Origin of the sequence: Arthrobacter methylotrophus (assembly GCF_039539965.1) — a bacterium.
In the GTDB taxonomy this organism is placed as follows: domain Bacteria; phylum Actinomycetota; class Actinomycetes; order Actinomycetales; family Micrococcaceae; genus Arthrobacter; species Arthrobacter methylotrophus.
The window spans coordinates 3,310,738-3,337,373 of the sequence record NZ_BAABED010000001.1; the positions used below are offsets into that span (position 1 = coordinate 3,310,738).

Genomic DNA, 26,636 nt, shown 5'->3' on the forward strand with positions numbered 1-26,636 from the left:
TACTTCAGAAGGTCGTAGTTGATGAACCACGGGAACTGCCTGAACTACCAAATGCCAAACACAACAACAGCTACAAGCATACAGGGCTTTCGCCGGATGGCTACTATTTGCCAAAATTCTTCCTGCCTTTGTTTCCAGCTGCGCCTGGAAGGTAGCCAGCCACGCGGCGAAACCCTGTCGTTGCTACACTGGATGATGGATCCATAAATTAGTCAAGCAAGGGATCGTCAAGCAGGGATTGTGTTGGGCAGGGAGGCAGGCATGGAAGAGTTCGCGGATTTCCGGGCACCGTTGTACGAGGTGAAGGCCAATCTGTTCAAAGGGCTGGCCCACCCCGTGAGGATCCGGGTACTGGAGCTGCTGTCAGCGGCCCCCGAGGTGTCCGTGACGGAGCTTCTGGCCGCAACGGGACTGGAGGCCTCGCACCTGTCCCAGCACCTGGCGGTGCTGCGCCGGTATCACCTGGTCAAGGGAGAACGGCGGGCGCTGCAGATGTTCTACACCCTGGCGTACCCGCAGGTCGCAGAACTCCTCTCCGTGGCAAGACTGCTGCTCAAGGACATGCTGCACACCACCCGGGCCCAGCTTGAGTCCTCGGAAGCGACCGCGCCCGCGTCAGCCGCAGCGGGCAGCACCCGGTGAAGGCCCTGACCGCGGCCCGGGCCTTGCTACCCGGCCGGCAGGACTACGCACTGTTGCCGCGTACCTGGAAAGGAGACCTGGTCGCCGGGATCACCGTCGGCATCGTCGCGCTGCCGCTGGCCCTGGCATTCGGTGTCAGCTCCGGCGCGGGCGCGGCCAGCGGACTGATCACCGCGGTGATCGCCGGCGTGATCGCGGCCGTCTTCGGTGGCTCCAACATCCAGGTCTCCGGACCCACCGGAGCCATGGTGGTGGTCCTGGGCCCGGTCATCGCCGCCCACGGGCTCGGCGCACTAGCCGCAGTCTCGGTCCTTGCCGGGGTGATCGTGGTCACCGCCGGACTCCTCAAACTCGGGCGGGTCGTCACGCTCCTGCCCTGGCCGGTGATCGAAGGCTTCACCGTCGGAATCGCCGCGATCATCTTCCTGCAACAAGTCCCCGCCGCGTTCGGCACCAAACCCGGGCCCGCCAGCAACGCCGTCCTCTCAGCCATCCAAGCCCTCGGCACCGCGTCCCCGACCTCGCTCATCGCCCCGCTCGCCCTCGTAGCACTCGTGGCAGTAATCATGATTGCCGCGCCGCGGATCCACCCCCGCATCCCAGGCTCCCTCATCGCGATCATCATCGCCAGCGTGGCCGCGCAACTACTTGACCTGCCGGTGACACGGATCGGGACCCTGCCCGATTCCCTACCAGCCCCGACGATGCCCTCCCTGGACCCGGCAACGATCACCGCCCTGGCCGGATCCGCAGCCACGATCGCGGCCCTTGCCGCGATCGAGTCACTGCTCTCGGCACGCGTCGCCTCCTCGATCTCCGATACCGGCCCCTACGACGCGGACCGCGAACTCCTGGGCCAAGGCCTCGCATCCGTCGCGTCCGGATTCTTCGGCGGCATGCCCGCCACCGGCGCCATCGCCCGCACCGCGGTGAACATCCGCTCCGGCGGCCAGACCCGCTTGGCCGCCATCACCCACGCACTGGTCCTGCTCGCCGTCGTCTACCTCGCCACCGGCCCGGTCTCCCGCATCCCCCTCGCCGCCCTCGCCGGAGTACTCATGATCACCGCCACACGCATGGTCTCCCTCAAAACGCTACGCAGCGTGATCGGATCAACCCGGGCCGACACGATCGTGTTCTTCGTCACCGCACTCATCACCGTGTCCTTCGACCTGATCCAGGCCGTGGAAATCGGAATCGCCGCCGCCGCCTTCTTCGCCCTGCGCGCCCTGGTCCGCTCGAGCGGCGTCCACCGCGAAGAAATCCCCGGCCCCGTCCACGAAGGCGACGAACACATCGCCGTATTCCGACTCGACGGGGCCCTGTTCTTCGCCGCCGCCGAACGCGTCCTGGAACGAGTCAACGCCATCCGCAACGTCGACGTCGTCATCATCCGCATGTCACAACTACAAATCCTGGACGCAACCGGAGCCAAAACCATCACAGACATCATCCAAACCCTCGAACGCCGCGGAATCACCGTCCTCATCAAAGGAATCCAGGAACGCCACCTCCGACTCGTCACCCAAGTCGGCGTCCTGGACTCCCTACGCCACCACAAACACCTCTTCACCGAACTAGCCCCCGCCATCGAACACGCCCGAAGCCACGTAACCCGCGCCACCACCACCCGCGCTAAGCACGGGCCTGGGGCCGCGACCAAGGCGTAACCGGCCGGGGCTGCAAGACGCCATCGACGGTCAGGTCCACCCTTTCATTGAAGAAGCTGATCAAGCCGTGGATCTGCGCGGCGTCGCGGAAACGCCTATCGTAGCTCCATGCGACGTTTCTGCCGCTCTCGCTGCCGGGGTACGTCCAGTAGCGGGCTTCCCCCTTGTATGGGCACACGGTCCTCGTGCGGCTTTCCTCCATGAGGTCCAGTCGCACGTCCCCGGGCGGGATGTAGTAGCGGACGGGGAGGAACGTCTCGTACAGGAGTTGCGCACCGTTCGTGCTGGCGAGCGTGACCCCCTCGAGGGAGACCTCCACGTCCAGGGATGACGCCCGGATATCGACGCGATGGAACGGGTCGCGGGGGTGGCCGATAATCTCTTCGTCGTCTTCCCGCCATTGAAAGGCGGCGAAATCCAGCACGACATACCCTGCTAGCTCAGGGTCGTCCAGACGGAATGCCGCCCCCGGAGCAGTCGTCGTGCCCGTCACAACATCGAGCTGTTCGCCGGTGGTGGTGTGCCGCCCGAACCCCGTGCGCGGATCCAGCGACGGAGGGGAATCCGCCGATAGCTTGACGGGGAGCTCCGCGACATCGGCTGTGGGGCCGCCGGCCGGAACGAGCTCTGCTCGCAGTTCAGCCTCCGGCACCGCAAAAATCGGCGTAATGCGCCTCGGCTCCCAGACCAGTCGGGCGTGAATCGTGTCGACGACGGTGTTCCCGCCCAGGCTCGCGCGGACCCGCTTGGCGGTGGGTTCGTAGCGCAGTTGAGGGAAGGCCCCGAGGATCACTTCGGATAGTTTGATGGCCATGCTCCAAGACTGGGCGCGGGGCCGTGCCGCGTCAATGCTTTCGTCTACGACGTCCCGCAACGCGACTGGGCGACAGCACGACGTCGGACGCCATGCTGATGACGCCGCTTCGCCGCGCGACTCGGACCGCGGGATAGACTCGGCTCAATGGTGCCCCGCAGGTGGCGGGCTCGGCCACCCTGAGGGAATTGCGACTTGATGAGTGAAGTGAATGCGCCGGCACAAGCGGCGGTTTTGGACATCAGCGACTTGCGCGTCGCGTATGGCGAGCGGACCGTCGTCGACGGGGTCGGTTTCCAGATTCATCGCGGTGAGATCTTCGGCCTGCTGGGCCCGAACGGCGCCGGGAAGACCAGCACACTCAGTGCCATCGAGGGCTTGGTCAGGCCCAAATCCGGGCGGCTGCTGGTGGACGGAATCGATGTACAACGAGCCCCTCTGGACGCGAAAGCGCGCCTCGGGGTGCAACTGCAGTCCTCCAGTTTCCAGGCCGAACTGACCATTCAGGAGATTGCCCGACTCTACGGCGGGCTCTACGGGGTGAAGCTCTCGCGGGGGCAGATCCGTTCGAGCATGCAGGCGATCGGCCTTGAACAGGAACTCGGCAAACGTTTCAAGCAATTGTCGGGCGGCCAACAGCAACGGCTCGCCCTGTTCATTGCCACCGTCCACAACCCCCTTCTGTTGCTGCTGGATGAGCCGACGGCCGGGCTGGACCCGCAGTCGCGGCGTGGACTGTGGCGCCGCATCGAGGAGCTCCGGGGTGAAGGCAGCAGCATTCTTCTCACTACCCACTCGATGGAGGAGGCGCAGGCCGTGTGTGACCGGGTGGCGATCATTGACCACGGGGTGCTGCTCACGATCGGAAAACCATCGGAGCTGATCGACAAACACCGGGAAGACCCGCGGGTACTTTCGGTAGCCCACGGCGCACCCACTTTGGAAGACGTCTTCATCGGACTGACAGGAAGTGAGATCCGTGACTAATACCGGCGTCGCCACCACCCGCCCACCGCTCGGTCTGGCCATCGGCTCGCTGCTTCGCGCCGATTCCATTGTGATGCTCAACAGCAGAACGTCGCTTTTCTTGAGCACCCTGCTTCCGGTCGCGGTACTGGTGGTCACCACCTTTGGCAAAGCGCAATCACGGCTCGGAGGATCCACGCTCCTCATTGGCTTGGCCTTGACCCTGGGCCTGCTCACTTCGTGCTTGCTCGGTTACACCCTGGCCCTGGCCCACGACCGGGACGTCGGAGTACTGCAAAGGCTCCAGGTCACACCGGCGCCGAACTGGATGATCATCACCAGCCGCCTCATTGTGCAGGTGGCCACAAATCTGATCGCTTCCGTCATCGTGGTAGTCGTCGGTGCGATCGCGCACGGCCTGACCCTGGATGTTAGCCAGTACGTCCTGGTCCTCGCCGTCGCGGTTCTTGGCGCGGCGGTGTTCCTGTCGATCGGGCAGGCCTTGGTCGGTCTGGTCCAATCGACGAGCGCCATCAGTGCGATCGGCCGGCTGCTGATGATTCTCCTGATACTTCTCGGCACCCTGGGCGGAAGCGGCATTCTCGGCGACACGATCAAGACGATCGCCGATTGGTCTCCCGTAGGAGCCCTCATGACGCTCTTCTCGGATGTGCTGAACCAATCTGCCTGGAGCGGTCAGGACGCCGGCTCGCTTCTGGCGTCCTTCGCATACATCATCGTGTTCGCCTTCATCGGAATCCGATGGTTTCGATGGGACGCCCGGTAGCCCGGAGAAAGCTGGCCACCCCGGGCTTGGTTGTTATGGCAGCTGGGGCGCCTGCTTCTTGGCCCCGATCAACTCGATCAGGAGCCGGTCACGGGTGCGGAGGGTCTCGGCGAAGTCGTACCCTTCCAATTCCTCGTCCACACCGGATGCCATGAGCCCGATGTAGTCGTCGGTTTCCGGGTACTCCCCCAGGTCGCGGGCCCATTCGCGCTGGGCGGGCCCGATGTGCTCAAGAACGTGGGTGATGCCACCCTCGCCGCCGGAAGCATGCAGGTTCAGGAACGGCCCCAGCAAGGCCCACCGAAGTCCCGGTCCCTGCGAGATCGCGGTGTCGATGTCGGCGACCGATACGACGCCGTTTTCGACGAGTGAGAAGGCCTCGCGCCAGAGGGCCACCTGCAGGCGATTGGCAACGTGGCCCTTGACTTCCTTGTTGATCCGGATGGGGCGCTTGCCGACGCTTGTGTAGAAGTCGAGCGCCTTCTGCACGTTCTCTTCGCTCGTCTGGGTGCCGCCCAGGACCTCGACCAGCGGGATCAGGTGGGGCGGGTTGAACGGGTGGCCGAGCACGATCCGCTCGGGATGCTTGGCGCCGGCCTGCGCCTCGCTGATGAGCAGCCCTGACGACGACGTTGCAATGATGGCGTCGGCCGGGGCCGCAGCCTCGATTGCGGCGAGGATGGCCCGCTTGATCTCCAGCCGCTCGGGTCCGTTTTCCTGGATGAACACAGCGCCTGTTACGGCGTCGGCCACGTCGCTGCTGAAGCTCAAGTTGTCGCGGGATGCGCCATCGGCGAGCCCGAGCGTCTCCAGGGCGGGCCAGAACCCGTCAACCCATTCGCGCAGCCGGCCTTCGGCGCCCTCAGCGGGATCGGATGCCGTAACCGTGAAACCCTGGGCCAGGTAGTAGGCCGCCCAGCTGGCACCAATGACACCGGTGCCGACGACGGCGATCTTTTGCTTTGATCGGAGCTCAGTCATTTTAGTTTTCTTCCTTTGCATCGTTGGGGGTGAACTTGTCTTCCAGGGATTTGGTGCCCCGGGTCATCAACGCGCCGCCGATCACGGCCAGAATGCTCGTGAAGGCGAAGACAATCAGCGCCGCAGTCCAGCTGCCCGTCGCCGAGAAGAGTGCACCGCCCAGCAGGGGGCCGAGGGTGCCGAACAGGTAGCCGATGCCCATGGCGAAGCCGGCGATGGCGGCAGAGCCCTGTGCGGTCCGGGTGCGCTTGTTGAACATGGTGATGGCCAGCGGGAAAGCGCCACCTCCGATGCCCATGATGAAGGCCCAGAGCAACGCCAGGTTCGGGGCGGTGATCATGCCGATATAACCGACGGGGAATACCAGGGCCAGGACGATCGCGATCGGCGTGACGTTCTTCAGCTTGGTTGCCAGGATCGGGGTGATGAGCGCCATCGGCAGGGTGAGGAACGTGAACACCGAGAAGGCAGCGGCAGCGGCAGCCTGATTCATGCCGCCGGACTGGAAGATGGTGGGCATCCAGGCAAGCATGCCGTAGGTGTTCAGCGACGCCATGGCGTAGAACAGCGCCGTGCCGACGGCGATGGGGCTCTTGATGAGCTGGCCTACGCCCAGATTCAATCCGGTTGCGCCTGCTGACGATCCCGGAGCCACGGATGCGGCGGACTTCTTCTTGCCTGCCTTGACCAGTTGCACGATCCATGGCAGCGCCGCGAGCAGCGACAAAATCGACCAGGAAGCGATCGAGATCCGCCAGCCGGCGGCATCCGCGATCGGGACCGCCGTCATCGCGGGCAGGCTGGCACCGGCTTGCATCAGCAGTGCGAAGACGGTCAGCATCGACGCCTGGCGATCAGGGAAGTACTTCTTCACAAGAGGTGCGCCTACGACGTTGCCGAAGCCCATACCGAACAGTGCAACGGCGCTGAGGACAAAGAAGAGCGGAACGTTGTGGGTCATGGCACGTCCGGCGGTTCCGGCTGCGGCCAGGAGCATCGCCAGCGCGGCGGTCAGCTCCGGGCTCCAGCGGCGGATCAGCACCGGCGCCAGGAAGCCGGCGGTTCCGAAGCTGAGGGTGGGCAGCATTCCAAGGAAGCTTGCACCGGCAACGCCAATGCCCATTTCGGTCCGGAGGGTGGTCAGCAATGGTGACATGCCGGTAATCGCGTAACGCAGGGTGATGCCCAGCAGCACGATGCCGACGATCAACCCGACGCGCCCGCGCCACAGGCTGACGGGAGGGCGGTCCGCCCCGTCGTCTTGGGACGGGGTAGCCGGAGAGGTAGTTGTTGCAGTCATTTCACAGACGCCTTCGATTCTTGAAAGTGGCCTGGGAGGGTTGCCTGCGAAGGCCAAACTTATTTACCAGTAAAATATATCAGCTACTTCACCGGTAAATTACATTGCATCTACATTAAGAAGGTGAGGTCCGTCTCGTTGCCAGCAGATGGGGCGCCGGATAGCAACACTCCCCACGCCCGACGGCGGTGCTGCCGCCCAAGGCAATCCCCGCCGCGAACCTCCCGCCCCCAGTCGGTTAGGCCCGCTCTGCGTTTTCGGAGACCCTGCGCAGTAGTGTGGCCAACGCAGCTTGCTCGTCGTTACTCAGGCCTTGCAGCAGTTGTTGATCAGCCTCCAGGCAGCGGGGGAACTGCGTCTCCACGAGGCTTCTACCGGCGGGGGTCAGTTCCAGCAGGACGCCCCGCCCGTCGCGTTCAAGACGTTCCCGGCTGATCAGACCGACCGCCTGCAGACGCGCCGTCAGCTTGGTTGTTGCCGCGCCGCTAAGCATGGTCTGCGCGGTGACCTCATTGGCGCGCAAGGGCCGCTCACTGCGGGCCAAGGCGCAGAGCACATCGAACTCCGAGCGCGACACTCCACTTGGGGCAAGAACGCGGTCAAGCTGCTGGATCGACTGGGAAGCAATGCGGTTGATGCGTCCCACCAGTTCAATGGAGGTCGTATCGAGTCGCGGCATCGCCCGCTTCCAGCTGGCCCTGAGCCGAGTGATGAAGTCGCTGTCCTGGTATTCGGAAGTAGTCACTCCTCCATTATAGGATACGCGTAATTTACTAGTAGTTTACTAGTATACTATTGAGACAGCCCATCCTTTTGATTGGAGAACTCCCATGGCCCTACCCGCAAATGGCAAGGTATTGACGGAAGCCGGGGCGGTGAAATCATCGCTGTTCCGCCAACCCCCGGCCGTGTGGGCGGTGGCATTCGCGTCGATGGTGACCTTCATGGGCATCGGGCTGGTGGGGCCGATCCTGCCCACGATCTCCCAAGCGATGAACGCCACACCAACGCAGACCTCATTTCTCTTCACCAGCTATCTGGTCGTCACGGCCGTGGTCATGTTCTTCACAAGCTGGCTCTCCTCCCGCATCGGAACGCGCAGCACCATGTTGATCGGTCTCGCGGTCATCGCCGCCGCGGCCGTCGGCTGCGCCCTGTCATCGGACATTGGCGGCATCATCGCTTTCCGAGCGCTCTGGGGGCTGGGCAACGCGCTGTTCCTATCCACCGCACTTGCCTCCATCATTTCGGCCAGCGGCGGGACCGCAGGACAGGCCGTCATTCTCTACGAGGCCGCCCTCGGCCTTGGTCTGGCCGTCGGTCCGCTCGTTGGCGGTCTACTCGGCGATATTTCATGGATGGTCCCGTTCTGGGGCACGGCCACGCTGCTGGCGATCGGGTTTGTCGCACTCCTGGTCTTCGTCCGTGGTTCAGGCAAGCCAGCGGAGAAAAGCCATGTCACAGCACCGTTCAAGGCCCTCGCAACCCCGTCCATCCTGGTGCTGAGTATCGTGGCGTTCTTCTACAACTCCTCGTTTTTCGTCACCCTGGCCTACGTCCCGTATCCGCTCGGAATGTCAGCGGTCGGCATCGGTCTGGTCATGACCGGCTTCGGCATCGGCTTGGCGTTGACCAGCGTTGTCATCGCACCGCGCCTGACCCATCGGTTCTCCCCGATCCGTGTGCTCGCTGCCACTCTCGTCGTCTTTGCCGCCACCCACATCGCGGCCTCCCAATTAGCCGGGAGTACTCCTTGGCTGGTCGTATGCGTCGTCTTGCTCGGCTTTGAGATCGGCGCCGCGAACACTGTGCTGACCGAAGCAGTCATGGAGGCCAGCAACCTGCCCCGTGCGGTCGCCTCCTCCGCATACTCCGGGATCCGCTTCTTCGGCGGCGCGATCGGCGCCCCCGTGGGCACCGGGCTCGCCGTCCTCGGTACGGGAGTACCGTTCCTCTTCGCTGCCGCAACCGCCGTCGTCGGCGCCCTCCTGTTGGCCGTCTTCCGCCGCATCCTCACCCCGGCCGATCACCCCGTCCACGAGACGGGCGAATTCGAAGCCGCCGCCATCACCGCCGGCGAATAGGGACCTGCAAGGCATCACATCTGACCGCGCCGATAGGGGTGGAGCGGCTCAGAACCTAAGTGTGGTCTTCAACCAGTCCGCTCGCCGCGATTTCACGGAAGGTGTAGATCGCACGGGCTGCAGCGTCGGTGTCGCGGAAGGGGGCGGAGAACGCAAGCACTTTTCCGAAGTTGTCAACAAGCCTTACCCTGCAGCTGCCGCCGTTGTCAGTGAACACTTCAAAATGTCCCGCCATCAGAGAAGTTCTCCATGACGGCGTCCGGGGGAACGCTTGGACAGTCCACCCACCGGAGTAGTGCTGGACGGTTGATGATTTCCTTCGCGCCGCCGCTCCAGCTCGCCCGTCACGAGGTCAAGCAACGCCCGGGCCGGTTCGGAGAGTCGGTGAGTTGCGGCCGGGTGGGCTAGTTCGTCGCAGTGAAGCAGCACGCGACGGATGCGTTCCAGTTCGCGTGAAGGCACGGATGGCCACCGCCGAAATAGTTCTTGAATCGCGCTTTGCCGGGGTAGGTACCCCCGCCACGGTTCGCTGGCGGGGTCCTGTGTCCACTTTGCGCCGCGCTGTGCAGCACGAACATCGAGGTGGCCGGCCCTCAGACCATGAAAGCGGGGGTGGTTGCGTTGAATCGGTGCCATGACGGACTTCCTCATTCGAAATCGAGAAAGCCAGCTGCTTGACTGATACCAGCATATAGAATGTGACTTACGTCATGTCAATCTTTGCGTCTTTGTTTCGACGAGTAAGCGGACCGGTGGACGCCCTGCGTGCAAAGTTCCCGCGAGGGCGTAATGTCGGCTTAGGAGATTTCGGGATGGTCGTTCGGATCCGGGGATTAAATATCAGGGCGGTGCAGCGTGCGAACAAGCATGGCCTGAGGCTCAAGGCGGGAATCCTGGGCACCCCTTGGAATCGAGGCTGCATGGCCAGCAACGACGCAGTACCCACCACAGAACAATTGCAGGATCTTCTGCTTGAAAGTCCGGGTTTCACCGAATTTCTCCTGGGCCCGGCCACCATTTCGGCATCGATGCTGGACGGCCGGGAGCCTCTGTTGTGCGCCATCACAGTCGAGTTGGACGAGGGCCCTTCAACGGTGGCCAGCAGCACCGCTGCGGCGCAGCGATTGGACGAAAAGCAATACGCGCTGGCAGTACCCATCCAAACAGACTCATCGTCGCGGGCGGCCTTGAATTGCCCGCCATCCCAAATGAATCTCCTGGCGTTGGCGATGCAGGAATTGGATACCGAGAGGATGGCAGACTCGTGACCACTTCAGAGCCGTGGCAAGCCCACAACGCGTTGACTGGAAGGGTCGCTCACCCGAAGCAGGACCTTGGCACCACACTCCAGGATCTTGTCTTGGAGTGCGTCGGCGTTGAGGACTTCCTCGCTCACTTGGCTACCTTGGCTGCGGCCGCTCTTTCAACTGCCTCCAACGATGTCTCCTGCGGGGTCGCCCTCAAGACGAGGAAGAACGGGGTTGCCACTGCTGGCAGCGATGAAAGAGTGCATGCGCTCGATGAATTGCAGATTGATTTCAGCGATGGTCCTTGCCTCACGGCCTTCCGGAGCCATTCGGTGATTCTTGTAGCCGATACCCGCAATGAAAGACGGTGGCGTGACTATGTGGAGGTTGTTTGGCAGAACGGCATTGGATCGATCCTGGCTGTGCCGCTTGACGTGGTTGGTGAAGCCGAAGCCGTCATGAAGTTCTACTCAACCGCCCGGCGCGGGTTTTCGGCTCCGGATATTACTGCCGCAGAAGAATTTGCCGACAGTGCGTCCAAGTCGCTGTGCCTGGCATTGACGATCTCCCAGCTGCGTCACGCCCGGGACGATCTCACGACGGCCATGCAGTCCCGTTCGACGATCGATACGGCTGTCGGCATTGTCATGGCGCAAAATCGATGCGGACGCGATACTGCTATCAAGGTGTTGACCCGGGCGTCGAACAGTCGAAACGTCAAACTCAGGGATATAGCCGCAACCGTCATCGCCTCGGTTTCGGGCGAGACAGACTCAGCAGCATACTTCGACGAATAGTGCCCGTGCCATCAATATGACCTGGGCCCGGGCCTGCCGCGTACTGATGCAGCGCCACTCACTGACCGTTGACATGGCCTTTGCTGAACTGATGCGCCAGAGCCGGCGGCAGAACAGCACATTGGGTCAGATCAGTGCCGATCTCGTCGTCGGAATCCTAGGCCGCTGCCTTCCGTCGCCTGCGAACTGGACTCCCCGGGACAACCGCGACGATCGGCACGCTGAAGCGCGCAGCGCGGCGGGAGATGTGGTGGGTATCCAGACGACGGCGGACCGGCGCCGTGAGGGGTGGTGCTTGCTGCGCCGTCCGGGAGAAGAACCAGCTCTTGGCGAGTTCCACCAGGACCATGTACAAGACCACCATTCCCAGTAGTGCCAGGAAGAACGGCACGGGCAAAGGATCGAAGCCCAGCAGCCCGGCCAGCGGTGACAACGGCAGGAAGATACCCGCGGCTACCACTCCCAAAGATGCACTCAGCAGGCCAAGCGATGGCCGGCTGCGCAAGAATGGAACCCGCCGGGTCCTGATAGCGAAAATGATGAGGGTCTGCGTCGCAATGGATTCGATGAACCAACCCGCCCGGAACTCCCCCGGGACCGCGTTGAAGACGAACAGCATGAGCCCGAAGGTCGCAAAATCGAAGACTGAGCTGATCGGCCCGAAAAGGAACATGAAGCGTCGGATGAAGGCGATGTTCCAATGCGATGGTGCCAGCAGTTGTTCCTTGTCCACGCGGTCGCCCGGGATGGCCAACTGGCCGCTGTCGTACAGCAGGTTGTTGAGCAGGATCTGTCCCGGCAGCATGGGCAGGAAGCTCAGCACCACGGACGCCGTGGCCGCGCTAAACATGTTGCCGAAGTTGCTCGACGTTCCCATGAGCACGTATTTGATGGTGTTCGCGAAGATCCTCCGGCCCTCCATCACGCCTTCGGCCAGCACGCCGAGGTCCTTTTCCAAAAGCACAATGTCGGCCGCGTCCTTGGCGACGTCGGTAGCGCTGTCCACGGAGATCCCGATGTCCGCTTTGTGAAGGGCAAGGGCGTCGTTGACGCCGTCGCCCATGAAGCCCACTGCCCCGCCGCTCTGGCGCAGCAAGCTGATGATGCGAGCCTTTTGCTCGGGCGAGACGCGGGCGAAGATGGTGGCTTTCCGGGCGGTGGCGGCCAGCTCGGCATCGGACAGTGCGTCAACGTCCGCGCCGGTGAGGGTTCCGCCCGAAATCACGCCGAGTTCGGAACACACTTTTTCGGCGACTTTGGCGTTGTCCCCGGTGGCGATCTTCACGGCGATACCCAGCGCGGCAAGCTGGTCCAGGGACGCTTTCGCGTTTGCCTTGGGCCGGTCGAGGAAGACGAGGAAACCCGCCAGGACGAGCCCTTTTTCGTCGTCGGGCGTGATGCTGCTGAGCCCCGCGGCTGGGCGGGTTGCTACCGCCACCACCCGCGATCCGGCGTCGAACTGTTCATCCAGCAAGGCCTGCACGCTAGGCGAGGTTGGCCCGCAGAGGGCGAGGATGTTTTCCGGGGCGCCTTTGGTGACCAGCCGTGCCGGGCGGCCGTCTTCGCGCACCAGCACGCTGGTGCGCCGGCGCTGGTGGTCAAAGTCAATCAGGTCGAGGCGTTCAAAGCGGGCGGGATCGAAGGCGGCGCCGCCGCTTTCCCACAGTGCGGCGTCCAGCGGGTTCTGCCCGGCCGTGGATTTTTTGGCTTCGGCGTAGTCGGTTTCGGTGGCCAGCAGGCCCAGGGTGAGGAGTTCGACGTCGGACACGCCCGGTGAGGCGGGCAGCGCGCCGGTGAAGCTGATGCGCCCCTCGGTGAGGGTGCCGGTTTTGTCGGTGACCAGGATGTCCATGTCGCCGAGGTCCTCGATGCAGACGAGTCGTTTGACGAGGACTTTGCGGCGGGCCAGTTGGCGGGTGCCGGTGGCGAGGCTGGTGCTTACGACGGCGGGCAGCAGCTGCGGCGTGATGCCGACGGCGATTGCCAGGGAGAACAGCAGCGACTCGATCAGCGGGCGGTGCAGCAGGAGGTTCGCGATGAAGATCAGCGTGGTGAGCGCGATGGCCACCTGTAGAAGAAGGAAGGAGAACCGTTTCAGTCCGAGCTGGAATTCGGTTTGGGGCTGCCGTTCTCCCAGGCCCAGCGCAATCCGGCCGAATTCAGCGCGGCCGCCGGTGGCCACCACTACGCCGGTGCAGCCGCCGGATTGGATGACGGTTCCCATGAAGACGCAGGATGCGAGGTCGCCCAGCGCCGCTCCGTACGCCACCGGCGCGGGATCCTTGCCGGCGGGTAGGGACTCCCCCGTCAGGATGCTTTCGTCGCAGAGGAGGTTTTTGGTGCTCAGGAGGCGGATGTCGGCGGGAACGATCGCGCCCAGACTCAGGTGTACGACGTCGCCGGGCACCAGGTCTGTGACGTTCACGTCCTGCGTGGTTCCGTCGCGGAGCACGACGGCGCGGTGAGTCACCCGGGAATGCAAGGCTTCGGAAGCGCGTTCGGCGCGGAATTCGTTGGTGAAGCCCAAGCCCACGCTGACCAGGAGGATGACGCCGATCACGATCGAGTTCGTGGCATCGCCCAGGAAGAGGGACAGCCCGGCGGTGATGATCAGCAGGATCAGGATGGGGCTGGCGAACTGCCGGCCCAACACCGCCCAACCGTTGGCCCGGTGCGTCCGCACGGCGTTCGGGCCGAGTTCTGCCAGGCGTTCCGAGGCTTCTTCGTTTGTCAGGCCGGCTGGGCTGGAGCCCAGGTGATCCAGTACTTGGTCCGGCTGAAGGCACGCGGCCTCGGTGATTGGCAGCTGTGTGGAGTGCCGCTCCTGGAGTTTGAGATCTGACATGCCGTATCCGTTCGAATGCAAGCCTGAGGGAGTCTGCTCCCCTGGATAAGAGTACGGCTTGGGGGTGGGTGCTTGGGGCGTGCGAAAGGGTGTCGTTGCTTGGGTTACGGGGGTGGCTGGGAGCGGGCGACGGCGGACTCGGCTTTACGGAGGAGCTCGCCTGTGAGCACTGAGTTTGCTTCCATTCGTACGGAGTTTCGATCGAATGCCACTGAGATCGGGCATATCGCACACTTAGACGTGATGAGTTGGTCTTATTTTGCTGTTGATGAAACTACTCACTCTCTCCGCGGCAGTCACCTCCTTGCTCGTCGCCGTCATCGCGTCCTTCAGCAACCTGGCTATGGGGGTGCTGTCCGTGACCGCGGCTGGAGCAAGCCTTGCGAGGTGGTTCGTCTACAGGAAGCAGGCGAAGTGACAGTGGAGCACTGGGGAAGACGTGGTGATATCGCAGGCGCGGCTGGCGGGTAGTTCCAAACAAGATGAACAACTGCACTATCTAAAAAATATGAATCAATTCGAGCCATTTGGGGGAACGAAATGAAGTTCAGGGGAAAACTGCCATCGACCGCGATGCTTGTAGCTGCAGGGCTTTTGGGTTCCGCTCTTCCTTCCACGGCGGCCGAGCTGCCTTCGGATCAATCGGCGAGAGCGCTCAGTGCTTTGGAACGAGCCGTCCAGCATTCCGAGATCGCGCACTCAAACTCAAACCTGAGCTCGGCAGCTCGCTCATCTTTCCAAGGGAAACTCGAAGTCGACTCGCAGTCGTTTCAGGAGCGCTCAGTTCGTCTTGTTGATCGAGGCACGGAAGCCGATCTGTCGGGTGCCACGCTGCAGATCCGCTTCCGCGATGATTCGGTTCGGGAAGCCGAGGCCGGCAGCGGGACCCTGACCGTATTCGGGTCAAAAACTTCGGACTACAACTACGCGGCAGGTTCCGTGGACGGTCGGCTCGCGGGCTATACAATCATCAATTCTACCAATAAAAGCAGCTTCGAATACGAATTCCTGATTAACGGAGCTCCAGCAGTCCTCGAGCCGCGGAGCAATGGTGGTGTCGCGGTCTACTCCGCCGACGGCACACTGGTCAACGCGATACTCCCAGCCTGGGCTGTGGATGCCACTGGCAAGAAACTGCCAACGTCATACTCAATCAAAGGAAACATCCTCCTACAGGACGTCAATTTGCAGGGAGCGACCTTCCCGGTGGTTGCCGACCCACAGACGGCCTGCGACTCCTGGTTCTGCACAACGGAATTCAATAAATCCGAAACCAAGACCATCGCGGACAATGGATGGCAGGCAACAGGGGTCATCTCCATCGGGTGCGGGCTGCTGAATCCGGGAATGGCCGTGCTGTGCGGGGCCATCGGAGGTGCTGTCACAATTACTGCGTCGCAAGCTCATAACCAAGGCGAATGCGTGGGCATCCGAACACCTCGGTTTGCTGGTCAGGTTTCCTTCCCTGTCATCTACAATGGCAGCAATTGCAGGTAAACAGTGGCCTAGGAGCCGAGAAATGATCACTGCAGAACAATCCCGCCACGTGATGCTTCACGGTTGGAGCGGCTTGCTGACACTCGCAATCGTGCTCTTGGGCGTGGCCATGATTTTCATTGGCCCCGTTCGCGAGTTGCTTGGACCGCTGTGGACCGGGTACCCGGTCATAGCTTTCGCCTACATTTTTCTTGGCGTCCCGGCAATTCACCGTTACCGGTCAGGAAAGGCCCGCCAAAGCGGCTCTCTTTAGGGTCTTTCAGTGGCGCCACTCCAGAGTAATCCGCTGGCTCTTCGCAATTAGGCATGGTTGGGCGGGTTTTCCGGCCCTTCGTTCGGCGCGGAATTCGCGAACAGCCAGCCCAACACCGCCCATCCGTTGGCCCGGTGCGTGCGCACGGCGTCCGGGCCGAGTTGCGTTAGGCGCGCGGCGGCTTCTTGGTTTGTCAGGCCCGCTGGACTGGAGCCCAGTTGTTCCAGCACTTGGTCCGGATGAAGGCACGCGGCCTCGGTGATCGGCAGCTGCATGGAACGCCGCTCCTGGAGTTTGAGATCTGACATGCCGTATCCGTTCGAATGCAAGCCTGAGGGAGTCTGCTCCCCTCGATAAGAGTACGGCTTGGGGGTGGGTGCTTGGGTTCGTGACTTGTGGTGCGCGGCCTACTTCTCGTCAACGGTCTGCGGGGTGCGCCTGTTTCCTCCACGTGTCCAGGCCAGTCCACCAATTGCAGCTGCTGCACCCGCCGAAACAAGGTCGGTCCACCACGGCCACTTTGAATCTGACACCGAAGCCAAGGCCATAAGGATCAGCAAAGTCGAGACCCCGGTAATCACGGCGGCCACAGCCTTTTCAAGGTCACCGCGAATTCTGCCCAGCCGACAAGCCCAAAAGGTCAATACGGCAATGATGCAACCCGACACAGCACCTACCATCGCCCCGCCGAGCCCGCTGAGTATCGCCAATCCGGGGCCGCCAGACCCGTTCAAGAGCAGTACCGCCAGCGCAGAGGCACACCCGAACCCAGCCCCGAACAACAATCCCCTGCTTGCTGATCTGTTCAAAGTTTCCTCCGTCTCTGGCGGGCGTCCAGAATACTGCAAATAGTCAAAGTCTATTGCTTCGACGATAATTCGGTTCAGATTGCTAATGAAAGCAGCGGGACCCTAACCGTATTCGGGCCTTCGGAATACAGGACGCTGGGGTTTATCGCGCGGTGGGAAACGGACGATGGCGGACTCGGCTTCACGGAGGAGCCCACCACAGCGCACGGAGTTTGGCTCGTTTCGCACGGAGTTTTGCTGAAATGACACTGAGATCCGGCATATTGCACACGTAGACGCCCTCGGTCGGGCTTATTTTGCTGTTGATGAAATTTCTCACTCTCTCAGCCGCAGTCACCTCCTTGGCCGTCGCCGTCATAGCGTCCTTCAGCAACCTGGCCATGGGGTTGCTGTCCGTGACCGCGGCTGGAGCGAGCCTTGCGACGTGGTTCGTCTAGAGGAAGCAGGCGAAGTGACGGTGGAGCACTGGGGGAAGACATGGTGATATCGCAGGCCCGGCTGGCGGGTAGTTCCCAGCGCTTGATCTGGGGAATTGTGGGTGCTTCAGTCATAGTTTTACTCGTGTCTGCCTTGGCCGCGGGCATCCTCCTGCCCGGGCTCCTCGTGGCCGCCGGCATCGTTGCCGTTACCTGGACGATTGTTCGGATGACCGTCTCCATCGCGACAGCTGAAGAGAAAATCGTCGTGCGCTGCGCGCCGTTCTATTCAACAGAGATTCCGATCTCAGAAGTTTCGGCGGTAACTACGGCCCGGGATACATCCCTTTCAGAGGGATACGGCATCCGCATCCTTGAAAAGAAAACTCGAGGGGTACTGGTGGGCGGTCCAGCGATCTCCTTGGAAACGGTCAATCGGCGATGGATCATCTCAACTGCACATCCGGAGGAAGTCGCGTCAACAATTCGCGATCACATGAGCGGCAAGTGAATAACTGCACTATCCAATGAGAAAGGAGACATCATGAAGAAAGCCTTCAGCACTGGCCTAATTTCGGTCTTACTGCTATCTAGCGTGCCAGCCGGAACACCAGTATTCGCGGCACCCAACCCATCTGATTCGATTCAATCCGTCAAGAAGAACGATGAAGCAAGGCCACGTTCCCTATTTCAGGCTATATGGTTCGCCACTGGAGATCAGGTGGCCGGGCTCAGCGAGAACGTCCGAAGCCAAACTTTTCAAACATATCTGAAAAAACATGCCAGCCAGGAAACAGATATCCAGCAAATGGCTAACGTCGTGGCTGACACTCTTGAAGAATCGCAACCCGGATACCTCTCAACACTCCACAAGAACCTAACCTCCGGCGACGCCTACCAGGTCGAATCCGCTCTGGCGGCCACAAGCACGGATGTCCTTCAAACCGTGCGGGAAAAGTATGACTTCAAAGGAGCATCCGTGAACAAGGATGGCGGAGCATCCGGCAACTGCCTATGGGTCGTCGCAGTCGCCGCCGTGGCGGTTTGGAGCGGAGCAGTCGTGGTCAATTACGCGGGGGTCGTGAATGTTGCCGGAGCAGTTAACGCAGTTGGCTGGTTCAACGCGTCAGTGTCAGTGAATGTCAGCGGAGCATCGAGTATTCAGACGGTAGCTGCGACGGACGAGCATCGGGCAGCCACCGAAGATACTGTAGCGGCATTGACTACGGCACTCGCGACGTAGAGACCTTGTGGGACTGAACCGCATGGGGTCTATCTCTCGCCGACAGCGACCCCGCCCAGGGCCTCTTCCTAATTTGCATAGGATGCCGCCGATGTTCTTGGTTCTCATCGTCCTGGCCTATTCCATCTTCGCCGTATCACCCCATTCGACTTTCCACCTTCCGGGTACTGGTGCAATTAGGGAAGATCTGTCAAAGGCTGTTCCCCAAGGCTGGGGCTTCTTCACAAAGTCTCCACGGGATCCGTTCCTGCTGGTCTATGCGAATGATGGCGTCGGCGGCCATCAGGAAATAATGCAACTGCCGACAGTCAAGGTCGAGAATTATTTCGGCGTAGGTCGCTTCGACCGTGGGCAGCCCGTTGAACTCGCAAATATCGTCAACCGAGTTTCTTCCCAGAGTTGGAACAACTGTGGTCCCACCATTAATTCGTGTCTCGACGCGCCATTGACGGCCGTCGAAGTGCACAATGAGAAGCCCGAACCGAGTCTCTGTGGCCAGATGAAAGTGGTGGAGGTCGCTCCCGTTCCATGGGCCTACCGACACCTGACTGATGCTCGATTCCAAGCTCAGAAGGCGATGACTTTGGCGGCCACGTGCTCCTGAGGATGTTTCAACCCCGAATCAGGCAAATCGAGCCTGTTGCTTGGTCGCCGGTTATTGGAGTGGTCCGAGCTATTTTGGCCTTCGCGAGTCTCCTCACCCTGAGCGCGACGCCAACGGACAGCCTCTTCCAGCCGCTTTGGGGAATCGGCCCCCAACCGGTGTGCAAGGGAATTAACGCATTCAACCTCTTCTGTGCCTTCGGACCTGACAATCTCGAACTGTCGAAATTAGTCACGGCTGCCGCACTCCTATTAATCATCTCAGGGTATCTTCCGCAGATCACTTCTTTGTTGCATTACTGGATTTCGTTCTCTCTTTTCAATGGGATCGCAATTCCCGACGGAGGAGATCAGATCACCGTTGTGTTGACCTTCCTATTAATACCAATCTGCATAACCGATTCTCGACGGAACCATTGGTCGTCCTGGTCAGGTTCCTCGCCCCCGGCAGGATGGCGGTGCGGATGGGCCGTCGCCTGCTTGATAGGCATCAAGATCCAGGTATCGATCGTGTATTTGCAATCGTGCATCGAAAAGACCGCACAGACCGAGTGGGCCACCGGGAACAACCTCTATTACACAGCCTCAGGCGTGTTCGGCTTCTCCAATCCCGTGAGAGCTCTATTGGCACCGCTCCTTGAGAATGAAGCCACAGTTAGCTTGCTAACGTGGTCGGTTCTGGCTCTTGAGTTCGTCATTGCGGTGACGCTGTTGACGCCTGCCGTTTGGCGTCCATTTCTATTCCTATCAGCGGCACTTTTCCACGGCGGAATCGCGTTCCTAATGGGATTGTGGAGTTTCGCTCTTGCCATGATCGCCGCCGACCTCATTCTGACCCTTCCTCTTGCCGGCGTTGCATTCAGCTCGGGATTCTCACTGATCGCCAACAAGCCTGATTCAGGATCGGTCAAAGAGGAGCAGCCTACCGAAGGAAAACCGTTTTGAAGATCATGGCGCTGTGATTTGTCCTCAAGATGAAATCACAGTCAGTCTGCCCGACATAGCGGCTGCGATTTCTAGGTGGAGATCGGAGCCGGACTATTGGTCAAACATAGATTGCTGAGGCCAAGGACTTTGCGAGGACGGCTGTACCTTGTTGCGACCTCGGCGGGAGGGCTGTGGGCCGCGCAGTGGATCGCCTTCTGGGCCACGTCAGGAAGGACACCCAGCCCGACAATCGCCAGTCTACTCATGTTCAGCATCATCTTTCTTTTCTTCGTCCTTGGCATCAAGCCAGGGGTCCTTGGTTTCCGCCAAAGAAAGACTAGCCAGTTCCGGCCGTGCCCTACTTACGGGCCGCGCTGACGGTGCCACAGATACTCACCCCAGATCTGCCGTAAGGCTGAGTTCTTAGCTAGGATCTGGCTGGACCGGGCGCGTCGCATGCGGCCCGGAATTGAGAGACTCTTGGGGGCACGATGTTGGAATTGAAGCGCATCTACTGGACTCGGCAAACGCTCCGACTCGTCATGTTCGGCTCAGTTATCTGGCTCTTTGCCGCCTGCATCCTCGCTGTCGCGCGCCCTGGGAGTAACCAGCGACCCACTTCGGCTATCGACGTCATGCGTCCGATGTTCAATGCCATCCTTGCTGCGGCTTCGACGCCGGGCTTGCTCATCATCGCCGTCGTTGTCGTTGCCGTCATCATTCGCGGTAGGGATCTGCGACGGCGCGACCCTCTGCGTCGCTTCACGCGCCAACAACGCCGGGAGGGGATGGCGCTGGCCAACGGGCAGTGCGAAATGGAGGCTGGCTTTCGCCGGCCGCTGCTCCCGCCCGGCGGAACACGGCGATCATTTCTACCCGTGGTCGAAGGGCGGTGCGACGTCGCTGCAGAACTTCGTTGCGGCCTGCAGCAGGTGCAACCGTGCGAAGGGTGCCCAGATACCGTCACCGAGCCAGCAGAAGAGATTGGAACGGCGGCGGCTCGGGTACGTCAATGCGAGAGAACTCGTGAGGGTGGGCGAACGGAGGGGGCTGCCTAGCGTGTTCAAGAATCTCTCCTAAAACGTCGGAGCCCGGCCATAACGTGTACAAATCAGATTACCGAAACTAAGAGCAAAGGTCCCTTCAACGTTCGCACTCGCGGCCCTGCCTGCAAGCACGACCGAAGGAGCCAACTAATTGCACGACTGCGGGTGTCACTGCGCCACCGCAGCCGCAGCCGCATAGACATCAGCCGGCATCGGCCGGTGCAGCTTCCAAGTGATTGCGATCGGTTTCTCACCCGAATGCTGCACGTAGTCAACCTGGCCCAGGCACTGGTACGGAACTGTCAGACCTGTCTCGTCCTCTGAAGTCTCGCGAGTGAAAATCAGGATCTTCGAACCGTGCGAAGCCCTGTCCAGGTACCGCCGACCCGTCGGGCTTCCGGGTGACGTCGCGTTCTGCGATTCCCAATGGAACAGCTCCGGGCTGATCGCATAGTCCTTGTACATCGTTGTCGCCGAATGCTTCTTGTCGTCCTTATTGAGCGTGACAAAGAAGGTGTCCGTGGACGTCGCCGGGCACCAGGCCACTCCCTCCCGGTGCTGAACGTTCTTGCCAAGCTCCAGCGAACCGTACTGCAGGGCCGCCAGAATTTCCTCGCGTCGGTAGGTCGCGTGCGATAGGAGAGGAATGTGCTGCAGCCCCGCTCCGAGCCCCTTAGCTGCATGTTTGGAAGCCGCAACCCCGAGCTTCACGATCTGACGAATCTCGTTGCACACAAACTGGTAGCCGCGCAGATAGTCCAGGCCAGCGTCGTACGACTGGAAACCGCCGCCGTCGTCCCAAAGCGTGTAGAACAGCATTCTCGCGAAAGTCTGCTCCCGCATGCCGAGCGCGGCATAGCGGGGCGCGTCGGGGCTTACCAGCATCGAGTACGCCTGTGCACGTTCCGGATCGTCCACGTGGATGAGCGCTGCCATACGGCCAAGGAGCCTTCTCTCGTCGGCATCTGAGAGTTCGTGGACCCTCCCCTTGAGGACTGCCTCCAACGGCGAGAACCCCTCGATCAGCCCCGCCTGGCGAAGATAGCCAGTCCACGAATCCCTCGTGGACCGGTAGATCGACTTCACGTCGTTCCCGGAGTGCTTCAGGTACGCCTCCAGCTCGGTCTCAGCATACGAGGCGATGTCCCGAACAAGCTGTGCCCGGTTGAACCGCAGCTGTGCCTTGATGTTGTCCAGCACCAACTTCTGCGCCACCCGATCTAACACGATCTGCGACCCCGAGGGAAGATACGGAAACTCATGCTCGACGGCCTTCTCCAGCTCCTTGCGCCCGTAGCCAGTCAGCGCCCGGTAGCGCAGGTCGAAGCGGAACTCGCGGCGTTGCTGGCCGATGAAATCCATAACTGTCAGCACCGCCTTGCCCTCGGCACGGCGCAGCCCGCGCCCCAGCTGCTGGAGGAAAATCGTGGCGCTCTGCGTAGGCCGGAGCATCAGGATGGTGTCCACCTGCGGGAGATCCAGACCTTCGTTGAAGAGGTCGACGGCGAAGATGCAATTGATCTCCTGGCGACGGAGCCGCTCTAGAGCCGCCGCCCGGTCGGCGTCGTCGGTGCTCCCGTCGACCGCAGTGGAGGCGATCCCGGCACGGTTGAAGACCTCGGCCATGTAGTGGGCGTGCTGGACCGAGACGCAGAACCCGATGGCCCGCATCTGGTCGGTGCTGGTGACTTTGTCTCGAAGTTCGCGGATCACCTTGGCGGCGCGGGCGTCGTTGCCGGTGTAGAGGTTGTTCAGCTGGGCAGCATCGTAATTGCCGCGCTTCCAGTCCAGTTGGCTCAAATCGACGTCGTCCGAGACGCCGAAATAGTGGAACGGCACCAGCAGATCGGCGTCGAGAGCGTCCCAGAGTCGCAGCTCCGACGCCGTTCGGCCGTCGAAGAACTGTTTGGCGACGTCGACTCCGTCGCCGCGTTCCGGCGTCGCGGTCAGTCCGAGGAGCTGCTGCGGTTGGAGGTGGTCCAGTAACCGGCGGTAGGTGGGCGCCATGGCGTGGTGGAATTCGTCGATGACCACGACGTCGAAGAAGTCCGGTTCCAGCTGTTCAATGCCGAGGGACGAAAGGGTCTGTACCGACGCGAAGATGTGCTTCCACTCCTCCGGTTTATGTGCCCCGACGTAGAGTTCACCGAAAGCGCCGTCCTGCATAACGTCACGGTAGGTGCGCATCGCCTGTTTGAGGATTTCCTGGCGATGCGCAACGAAGAGCAGCTTCAGATCACGGCCGGCGGCCTCGCACAGTCTTTTGTAGTCGAGTGCGGCGATCACCGTCTTTCCGGTGCCCGTTGCTGCAACGACGAGGTTGTGGTTGAAGCCCTTGAGCCGCTCGGCTTCGATGTCTTCAAGCATCTCCTCCTGGTGAAGGAAGGGCTGGACTTCCAGGCCCGTGACTGCCTCCGGGGCTGCCGTGCGTCGTCCGCCGTTGCGCTCCAGTGCGGCGTCGAGCTTTTCTCCGTCACGCTCCGGGTCGTAGCTTTGAAAAGCCCGCTGTGCCCAGTAGCTGTCGAAGGTGACTTGGAACTTGTTCAGGAGTGCCGGCGTTCCGACGGAACTAAGCCTGACGTTCCATTCGAGGCCATCGAGGAGGGCCGCTTGGCTGAGATTGGAGCTACCGACATAGGCGGTATCGAATCCTGAGTTCCTGCGGAATAGCCAGGCCTTCGCATGGAGGCGCGTGGCCTGGGTTTCGTAGCTGATCTTCACCTCGGCCCCGTACCGGGTCACCAGCTCGTCGATCGCGCGGCGCTCGGTTGCGCCCATGTACGTGGTGGTGATGACTCTCAGGCGAGCACCGCGTTCCTTCAGTTGCTCGAGTGCGGGCTGGAGCAATCGGAGGCCGGTCCAGCGCACAAACGCGCAGAGGAGATCGACCGTATCGGCCGATTCAATCTCAGTTCGGAGCTCGGCTGCGAGGTTCGGGTCGTCTTTGCTATTGGTTAGGAGGGCCGAGTCTGATAGCGGCGTGGTGGGGCGGCGCAGTTGCCGGCGTTTCAGTGCGTCCGGGCGGTGCAGGGAGCGGAGCTGGGTGGGGCCCTGTGAGATACGATCCGCGCTCTGCACTTCCTGAAGGAGTGTGTTTGCGAGAGCCACGCGCTCGGCGGGTTGGACTGCAGCCAGAGCTTGGCGGACGGCGTCGGCGACGTGGCGGGACAGTACATCCGCACTATCTTCGTCGTCGACGGTTCCAAAATTCGGCGTTAGCTGAGGGAAGTTTGAGAGGCTTGTCATCAGCCTTTCGGTTTTGAGCAGTTCATATAGACCTTCGGGCAATTGTCCAATTGCCGATCCCCCATTGGATGTATTCACTGCGCCAGGCTATTTGCTAGAGCTGACAATAACCAACACCCCATGATTCTGGGGTGTTGGTTGGGTCCCCGAGTAGGAGTCCAGTGTTTGTGTGAGTTTCGTGTCCGAGAATGGACGCAGGAGGAATTTCACGAATCATGGCACGCAGACACACCCCCGAGCAGGTCATCGCCAAGGTCCGGCAGGGCCAGAAGATGCTCAATGACGGACGCCCGATGGTCGAAGTCATCAAGGAGCTCCAGATCACCGAAGCGACCTGGTACCGCTGGCTGAACCAGTACGGTTCCGAGAAGAACGCCGAGGCCTCCAGGCGGACCAGGGAGCTGGAGAAGGAGAACGCCCGGCTCAAGCGGCTGCTGGCGGAGAAGGAACTGGCCATCGACATCCTGAACGAGGTGGCGAAGGGAAAATTCTGAGCCCCGAACCCCGCCGCCGTGCCGTGCGCATGGCGGTGGAGAAGTTCGGGGCGTCCGAGCGCCTTGCCTGCAAAGTCCTGGGGCAGAACCGGTCCGCGTTCCGCAAGAAGAAACCTGACATGGGATTCCAGGAGGCCCAGCTGCGTGCGGACCTGAGGGCCGTGGCCGTAAAGCATCCCGCGTGGGGCTGGCGGAAGGCCCGCTGGCACCTGCTGGCCCAGCCTGCATGGGACGGGGTGGCGCTGAATAGGAAGCGGGCGCGCCGGCTCTGGCGTGACGAAGGCCTGGCCTGTAAAGCCAGGGCGCGGAAGAGGCGCAGGACCGGGCCCGGCGCCGGGGAACAGAAGCGGCTCACAGCCGAGTATCCGATGCACGTGGTCAGCTTCGACTTCCAGTCCGACGTGACCTCCTGCGGCCGGCACATCCGGTTCTTCAATGTCATCGACGAATACACCCGCACCGCCCTGGCAGTCATTCCGCGCCGGTCCTTCAAGGCCACCGACGTGGTCGCGGTGCTGGAGGACATCATCGCCGAGACCGGCACCGCACCGACCTACGTCCGCTGCGACAACGGACCGGAATTCACCGCCGCGGCACTGATTGACTGGTGCAACACCGCCGGCGTCGATACCGCGTTCATCGACCCGGGATCACCCTGGCAGAACGGCTTCATCGAATCCTTCAACGCCCAATTCAGAAGGGAACAGCTCACCGGAGAAATCATGGACACCATGGCCGAGGCAAGGTATTTGGCCGAGGAATGGAAAGCTATCTACAATCATGAACGGCCCCACGGATCCCTGGACGGCATGACGCCGAAACGCTACTGGGAGAACTGGACGCAGGAAAATCAACTAGCTATCGCATAGACGCTGGACTGCCAACGGGGGCCCAACCAGTGTCATTTGGCATAGGCCAATGACCATCTCTGCGGGGAAATCTCGGAAATCGAGACATTCGAACGCTCACCTGACGTCACGCAGACTTGAACCGCGAGGCCACTGACTCACATGTAGCGGCGACATCAACATCGCCGGCTGTCTGCTCTGCAAGCAGTTTGGCCAGCCGTTTCGGCCAAAGCACGTGAACGCCACGAGTCGAGAACGCGCCCCCGATCAGGGGCCAGTCGGCGTCGACGAAGCACAGCGCCCCGGCGACCGGCACATCTCCGAGGAGGTCGCGTAAGAGCCCGATCTGTTTAAGCACCCCATCGACCAGGTTCGTGCAGTCGCGCCGGCCGACAATAAGCTTCTCGACGCGTGGCCGAAGGATGCCACCCTCGATCTTTAGTTCAGGCCGGCCCTTGTACCGCTTGGCATCGATCACCCAGATTCCACCGGGAGTGATGGCTATGTGGTCGATGTTGGCCATCGAGCCGGGGATCCGGCGGTCGTGAAGGACCGCGATGTCGTCGGTCGCCAGGGAGTCGAGCCGGGCCCCGAGGCGTTCCTCGCCGATTGCACCCTGGTCCCAGGCCTTGGTGCTTTGCCGCTCGTCGGAGAGCGCGACGGCAAGGCCACCCAATCGGCCCCATTTCGCCCGGAGCCTCTCCTCATCCTTGGCCTTGCGGCGCTCGTATTCACGTCGCGCCGACGACCCGGCTACTCCGGACTCCGTGGGCGATGAATGTTCACCGAGTGGTCCGAGATCCGGGGACTTAGCCTCGGGGACGCACTCCAGGCAGCGGACGGTCTTCGTCTCGCTCTCATAAATCGCTTCCGTCCCGGCGGGAAGAGAGGCATCGCACATCCGACACGCTCCGGCGTACCGGAGCCTCATCTGCTTCATGAGGATGCACTCCGGATCACCGGCACGAAACCAGTCTGCTTGTAGATCACGGCGGTTATGCTGCGGATGCGCTTTGCCATGGCTCAATCTTCACCCACAGCAGGACCCTTTTCGGGGTGCCGCGCGTAGCGGCATTCAAAGAGGTAACCGCCATGCTGATCGACGTATAGGACACCAGTGG

Annotated in this window: 30 protein-coding genes and 1 pseudogene; 19 read left to right on the forward strand and 12 right to left on the reverse strand. The window is 61.6% G+C overall.

The window, feature by feature from the left end:
• Positions 1-261: 261 nt before the first annotated feature.
• Positions 262-642: an ArsR/SmtB family transcription factor gene (locus tag ABD884_RS17230; RefSeq protein WP_345046359.1), complete on the forward strand. Its 381-nt coding sequence runs from the start codon at positions 262-264 to the stop codon at positions 640-642.
• Complete coding sequence (locus ABD884_RS17235) at positions 639-2,312, forward strand: SulP family inorganic anion transporter (RefSeq protein ID WP_345048446.1); 1,674 nt, start codon at positions 639-641, stop codon at positions 2,310-2,312. Before ABD884_RS17230 ends, ABD884_RS17235 begins: the two co-directional genes overlap by 4 nt.
• Here ABD884_RS17235 and ABD884_RS17240 read toward each other — a convergent pair.
• A complete protein-coding gene (locus tag ABD884_RS17240; RefSeq protein ID WP_345048449.1) occupies positions 2,278-3,126 on the reverse strand; it encodes a DUF427 domain-containing protein in 849 nt (282 codons plus the stop codon). The genes ABD884_RS17235 and ABD884_RS17240 overlap by 35 nt on opposite strands.
• Here ABD884_RS17240 and ABD884_RS17245 point away from each other — a divergent pair.
• From ABD884_RS17245 to ABD884_RS17255, 3 genes are read left to right on the forward strand one after another with little or no spacing between them, the layout of a single operon-like run.
• A complete protein-coding gene (locus ABD884_RS17245) occupies positions 3,119-3,325 on the forward strand; it encodes a hypothetical protein (protein WP_345048450.1) in 207 nt (68 codons plus the stop codon). The two genes, ABD884_RS17240 and ABD884_RS17245, sit on opposite strands and share 8 nt — an antisense overlap.
• The gene (locus ABD884_RS17250; protein WP_345048454.1) at positions 3,325-4,113 is read left to right on the forward strand and encodes an ABC transporter ATP-binding protein; all 789 of its coding nucleotides are present in this window, start codon (positions 3,325-3,327) and stop codon (positions 4,111-4,113) included. The genes ABD884_RS17245 and ABD884_RS17250 overlap by 1 nt, the downstream gene beginning before the upstream one ends.
• A complete protein-coding gene (locus ABD884_RS17255; RefSeq protein ID WP_345048456.1) occupies positions 4,106-4,879 on the forward strand; it encodes an ABC transporter permease in 774 nt (257 codons plus the stop codon). The genes ABD884_RS17250 and ABD884_RS17255 overlap by 8 nt, the downstream gene beginning before the upstream one ends.
• 33 nt (positions 4,880-4,912) lie before the next feature.
• On the opposite strand, the gene ABD884_RS17260 is transcribed toward ABD884_RS17255, so the two are convergent.
• The 3 genes from ABD884_RS17260 to ABD884_RS17270 all read right to left on the reverse strand — a co-directional run bounded on the left by ABD884_RS17260 (position 4,913) and on the right by ABD884_RS17270 (position 7,905).
• Positions 4,913-5,860, reverse strand: coding sequence for a 3-hydroxyacyl-CoA dehydrogenase NAD-binding domain-containing protein (locus ABD884_RS17260; RefSeq protein WP_345048460.1), 948 nt, complete (start codon positions 5,858-5,860; stop codon positions 4,913-4,915).
• Position 5,861: 1 nt separating this feature from the next.
• Positions 5,862-7,160, reverse strand: a complete 1,299-nt coding sequence (locus ABD884_RS17265; RefSeq protein WP_345048462.1) for an MFS transporter — start codon at positions 7,158-7,160, stop codon at positions 5,862-5,864.
• A 238-nt stretch (positions 7,161-7,398) separates the two neighbouring features.
• Positions 7,399-7,905, reverse strand: a complete 507-nt coding sequence (locus ABD884_RS17270; protein WP_345048465.1) for a MarR family winged helix-turn-helix transcriptional regulator — start codon at positions 7,903-7,905, stop codon at positions 7,399-7,401.
• Between the two features lie 85 nt (positions 7,906-7,990).
• Between ABD884_RS17270 and ABD884_RS17275 the strand changes: the two genes are divergently transcribed.
• Complete coding sequence (locus tag ABD884_RS17275; protein WP_345048468.1) at positions 7,991-9,244, forward strand: MFS transporter; 1,254 nt, start codon at positions 7,991-7,993, stop codon at positions 9,242-9,244.
• Positions 9,245-9,299: 55 nt separating this feature from the next.
• Here ABD884_RS17275 and ABD884_RS17280 read toward each other — a convergent pair whose 3' ends face one another.
• Both ABD884_RS17280 and ABD884_RS17285 read right to left on the reverse strand, forming a co-directional pair.
• Entirely contained in the window at positions 9,300-9,479 is a 180-nt protein-coding gene (locus ABD884_RS17280) for a YegP family protein (protein WP_345048470.1), read from the reverse strand.
• The gene (locus tag ABD884_RS17285; RefSeq protein ID WP_345048472.1) at positions 9,479-9,880 is read right to left on the reverse strand and encodes a hypothetical protein; all 402 of its coding nucleotides are present in this window, start codon (positions 9,878-9,880) and stop codon (positions 9,479-9,481) included. The genes ABD884_RS17280 and ABD884_RS17285 overlap by 1 nt, the downstream gene beginning before the upstream one ends.
• Before the next feature lie 176 nt (positions 9,881-10,056).
• Between ABD884_RS17285 and ABD884_RS17290 the strand changes: the two genes are divergently transcribed.
• The 3 genes and pseudogenes from ABD884_RS17290 to ABD884_RS26220 form a co-directional block, all read left to right on the forward strand.
• Positions 10,057-10,512, forward strand: a complete 456-nt coding sequence (locus tag ABD884_RS17290) for a hypothetical protein (RefSeq protein WP_345048474.1) — start codon at positions 10,057-10,059, stop codon at positions 10,510-10,512.
• Complete coding sequence (locus ABD884_RS17295; RefSeq protein ID WP_345048476.1) at positions 10,509-11,288, forward strand: GAF and ANTAR domain-containing protein; 780 nt, start codon at positions 10,509-10,511, stop codon at positions 11,286-11,288. The genes ABD884_RS17290 and ABD884_RS17295 overlap by 4 nt, the downstream gene beginning before the upstream one ends.
• A 16-nt stretch (positions 11,289-11,304) precedes the next feature.
• Positions 11,305-11,424 (forward strand): annotated as a pseudogene (locus ABD884_RS26220) (ANTAR domain-containing protein); the annotation flags it as partial.
• A 21-nt stretch (positions 11,425-11,445) separates the two neighbouring features.
• Here the strand turns inward: ABD884_RS26220 and mgtA are convergent.
• Positions 11,446-14,133: a magnesium-translocating P-type ATPase gene (gene mgtA / locus ABD884_RS17300; protein ID WP_345048481.1), complete on the reverse strand. Its 2,688-nt coding sequence runs from the start codon at positions 14,131-14,133 to the stop codon at positions 11,446-11,448.
• A 268-nt stretch (positions 14,134-14,401) separates the two neighbouring features.
• On the opposite strand from mgtA, the gene ABD884_RS17305 reads away from it, so the two are divergent.
• From ABD884_RS17305 to ABD884_RS17315, 3 genes are all read left to right on the forward strand, one after another.
• Entirely contained in the window at positions 14,402-14,551 is a 150-nt protein-coding gene (locus ABD884_RS17305; protein ID WP_345048483.1) for a hypothetical protein, read from the forward strand.
• A 155-nt stretch (positions 14,552-14,706) separates the two neighbouring features.
• A complete protein-coding gene (locus tag ABD884_RS17310; protein ID WP_345048485.1) occupies positions 14,707-15,630 on the forward strand; it encodes a hypothetical protein in 924 nt (307 codons plus the stop codon).
• A gap of 22 nt (positions 15,631-15,652) precedes the next feature.
• Positions 15,653-15,883, forward strand: coding sequence for a hypothetical protein (locus ABD884_RS17315; RefSeq protein WP_345048487.1), 231 nt, complete (start codon positions 15,653-15,655; stop codon positions 15,881-15,883).
• A 47-nt stretch (positions 15,884-15,930) separates the two neighbouring features.
• Here ABD884_RS17315 and ABD884_RS17320 read toward each other — a convergent pair whose 3' ends face one another.
• Together ABD884_RS17320 and ABD884_RS17325 are read right to left on the reverse strand one after the other, a co-directional pair.
• Positions 15,931-16,191: a cation-transporting P-type ATPase gene (locus ABD884_RS17320; protein ID WP_345048489.1), complete on the reverse strand. Its 261-nt coding sequence runs from the start codon at positions 16,189-16,191 to the stop codon at positions 15,931-15,933.
• Positions 16,192-16,290: 99 nt separating this feature from the next.
• A complete protein-coding gene (locus tag ABD884_RS17325) occupies positions 16,291-16,692 on the reverse strand; it encodes a hypothetical protein (protein ID WP_345048490.1) in 402 nt (133 codons plus the stop codon).
• 305 nt (positions 16,693-16,997) lie between these two features.
• On the opposite strand from ABD884_RS17325, the gene ABD884_RS17330 reads away from it, so the two are divergent.
• The 5 genes from ABD884_RS17330 (at position 16,998) to ABD884_RS17350 (ending at position 19,899) form a co-directional block, all read left to right on the forward strand.
• On the forward strand, positions 16,998-17,129 hold the full coding sequence (locus ABD884_RS17330) for a hypothetical protein (RefSeq protein WP_345048491.1): 132 nt from the start codon (positions 16,998-17,000) through the stop codon (positions 17,127-17,129).
• Between the two features lie 40 nt (positions 17,130-17,169).
• Positions 17,170-17,619 (forward strand): hypothetical protein, encoded by a 450-nt coding sequence (locus tag ABD884_RS17335; RefSeq protein ID WP_345048493.1) that lies wholly within the window; start codon positions 17,170-17,172, stop codon positions 17,617-17,619.
• A gap of 33 nt (positions 17,620-17,652) precedes the next feature.
• Positions 17,653-18,351: a sporulation delaying protein family toxin gene (locus tag ABD884_RS26345; RefSeq protein WP_376954328.1), complete on the forward strand. Its 699-nt coding sequence runs from the start codon at positions 17,653-17,655 to the stop codon at positions 18,349-18,351.
• 91 nt (positions 18,352-18,442) lie between these two features.
• Positions 18,443-18,955 carry an SdpA family antimicrobial peptide system protein gene (locus ABD884_RS17345; protein ID WP_345048498.1) on the forward strand — a complete coding sequence of 171 codons (513 nt, stop codon included), beginning with the start codon at positions 18,443-18,445 and terminating at the stop codon, positions 18,953-18,955.
• 2 nt (positions 18,956-18,957) lie between these two features.
• A complete protein-coding gene (locus ABD884_RS17350; protein WP_345048501.1) occupies positions 18,958-19,899 on the forward strand; it encodes a sporulation-delaying protein SdpB family protein in 942 nt (313 codons plus the stop codon).
• Between the two features lie 71 nt (positions 19,900-19,970).
• Here ABD884_RS17350 and ABD884_RS17355 read toward each other — a convergent pair whose 3' ends face one another.
• Positions 19,971-20,147 (reverse strand): hypothetical protein, encoded by a 177-nt coding sequence (locus ABD884_RS17355; protein ID WP_345048503.1) that lies wholly within the window; start codon positions 20,145-20,147, stop codon positions 19,971-19,973.
• Positions 20,148-20,532: 385 nt separating this feature from the next.
• Between ABD884_RS17355 and ABD884_RS17360 the strand changes: the two genes are divergently transcribed.
• Complete coding sequence (locus ABD884_RS17360) at positions 20,533-20,961, forward strand: HNH endonuclease signature motif containing protein (RefSeq protein ID WP_345048505.1); 429 nt, start codon at positions 20,533-20,535, stop codon at positions 20,959-20,961.
• A gap of 134 nt (positions 20,962-21,095) precedes the next feature.
• On the opposite strand, the gene ABD884_RS17365 is transcribed toward ABD884_RS17360, so the two are convergent.
• Complete coding sequence (locus ABD884_RS17365) at positions 21,096-24,173, reverse strand: DEAD/DEAH box helicase (RefSeq protein ID WP_345054991.1); 3,078 nt, start codon at positions 24,171-24,173, stop codon at positions 21,096-21,098.
• 215 nt (positions 24,174-24,388) lie between these two features.
• Here ABD884_RS17365 and ABD884_RS17370 point away from each other — a divergent pair.
• A protein-coding gene (locus tag ABD884_RS17370; RefSeq protein ID WP_345048507.1) for an IS3 family transposase occupies positions 24,389-25,536 on the forward strand; the annotation gives its coding sequence in 2 pieces (ribosomal slippage) (positions 24,389-24,662 and positions 24,662-25,536; 1,149 coding nt in all).
• A 106-nt stretch (positions 25,537-25,642) separates the two neighbouring features.
• On the opposite strand, the gene ABD884_RS17375 is transcribed toward ABD884_RS17370, so the two are convergent.
• Positions 25,643-26,416 carry a nuclease-related domain-containing protein gene (locus ABD884_RS17375; RefSeq protein ID WP_345048510.1) on the reverse strand — a complete coding sequence of 258 codons (774 nt, stop codon included), beginning with the start codon at positions 26,414-26,416 and terminating at the stop codon, positions 25,643-25,645.
• Between the last annotated feature and the right edge of the window lie 220 nt (positions 26,417-26,636).

Bases quoted from the DNA above. Each gene is read 5' to 3' on its own strand.
- ABD884_RS17230 (WP_345046359.1), top strand. From the start codon at position 262: ATGGAAGAGTTCGCGGATTTCCGGGCACCGTTGTACGAGGTGAAGGCC.
- ABD884_RS17245 (WP_345048450.1), top strand. From the start codon at position 3,119: ATGGCCATGCTCCAAGACTGGGCGCGGGGCCGTGCCGCGTCAATGCTT.
- ABD884_RS17240 (WP_345048449.1), bottom strand. From the start codon at position 3,126: ATGGCCATCAAACTATCCGAAGTGATCCTCGGGGCCTTCCCTCAACTG.
- ABD884_RS17250 (WP_345048454.1), top strand. From the start codon at position 3,325: ATGAGTGAAGTGAATGCGCCGGCACAAGCGGCGGTTTTGGACATCAGC.
- ABD884_RS17260 (WP_345048460.1), bottom strand. From the start codon at position 5,860: ATGACTGAGCTCCGATCAAAGCAAAAGATCGCCGTCGTCGGCACCGGT.
- ABD884_RS17265 (WP_345048462.1), bottom strand. From the start codon at position 7,160: ATGACTGCAACAACTACCTCTCCGGCTACCCCGTCCCAAGACGACGGG.
- ABD884_RS17275 (WP_345048468.1), top strand. From the start codon at position 7,991: ATGGCCCTACCCGCAAATGGCAAGGTATTGACGGAAGCCGGGGCGGTG.
- ABD884_RS17280 (WP_345048470.1), bottom strand. From the start codon at position 9,479: ATGGCGGGACATTTTGAAGTGTTCACTGACAACGGCGGCAGCTGCAGG.
- ABD884_RS17285 (WP_345048472.1), bottom strand. From the start codon at position 9,880: ATGGCACCGATTCAACGCAACCACCCCCGCTTTCATGGTCTGAGGGCC.
- ABD884_RS17290 (WP_345048474.1), top strand. From the start codon at position 10,057: ATGGTCGTTCGGATCCGGGGATTAAATATCAGGGCGGTGCAGCGTGCG.
- mgtA (WP_345048481.1), bottom strand. From the start codon at position 14,133: ATGTCAGATCTCAAACTCCAGGAGCGGCACTCCACACAGCTGCCAATC.
- ABD884_RS17305 (WP_345048483.1), top strand. From the start codon at position 14,402: ATGAAACTACTCACTCTCTCCGCGGCAGTCACCTCCTTGCTCGTCGCC.
- ABD884_RS17310 (WP_345048485.1), top strand. From the start codon at position 14,707: ATGCTTGTAGCTGCAGGGCTTTTGGGTTCCGCTCTTCCTTCCACGGCG.
- ABD884_RS17315 (WP_345048487.1), top strand. From the start codon at position 15,653: ATGATCACTGCAGAACAATCCCGCCACGTGATGCTTCACGGTTGGAGC.
- ABD884_RS17320 (WP_345048489.1), bottom strand. From the start codon at position 16,191: ATGTCAGATCTCAAACTCCAGGAGCGGCGTTCCATGCAGCTGCCGATC.
- ABD884_RS17330 (WP_345048491.1), top strand. From the start codon at position 16,998: ATGAAATTTCTCACTCTCTCAGCCGCAGTCACCTCCTTGGCCGTCGCC.
- ABD884_RS17335 (WP_345048493.1), top strand. From the start codon at position 17,170: ATGGTGATATCGCAGGCCCGGCTGGCGGGTAGTTCCCAGCGCTTGATC.
- ABD884_RS26345 (WP_376954328.1), top strand. From the start codon at position 17,653: ATGAAGAAAGCCTTCAGCACTGGCCTAATTTCGGTCTTACTGCTATCT.
- ABD884_RS17345 (WP_345048498.1), top strand. From the start codon at position 18,443: ATGTTCTTGGTTCTCATCGTCCTGGCCTATTCCATCTTCGCCGTATCA.
- ABD884_RS17350 (WP_345048501.1), top strand. From the start codon at position 18,958: ATGTTTCAACCCCGAATCAGGCAAATCGAGCCTGTTGCTTGGTCGCCG.
- ABD884_RS17355 (WP_345048503.1), bottom strand. From the start codon at position 20,147: ATGAGTAGACTGGCGATTGTCGGGCTGGGTGTCCTTCCTGACGTGGCC.
- ABD884_RS17360 (WP_345048505.1), top strand. From the start codon at position 20,533: ATGCCATCCTTGCTGCGGCTTCGACGCCGGGCTTGCTCATCATCGCCG.
- ABD884_RS17365 (WP_345054991.1), bottom strand. From the start codon at position 24,173: ATGACAAGCCTCTCAAACTTCCCTCAGCTAACGCCGAATTTTGGAACC.
- ABD884_RS17375 (WP_345048510.1), bottom strand. From the start codon at position 26,416: ATGTGCGATGCCTCTCTTCCCGCCGGGACGGAAGCGATTTATGAGAGC.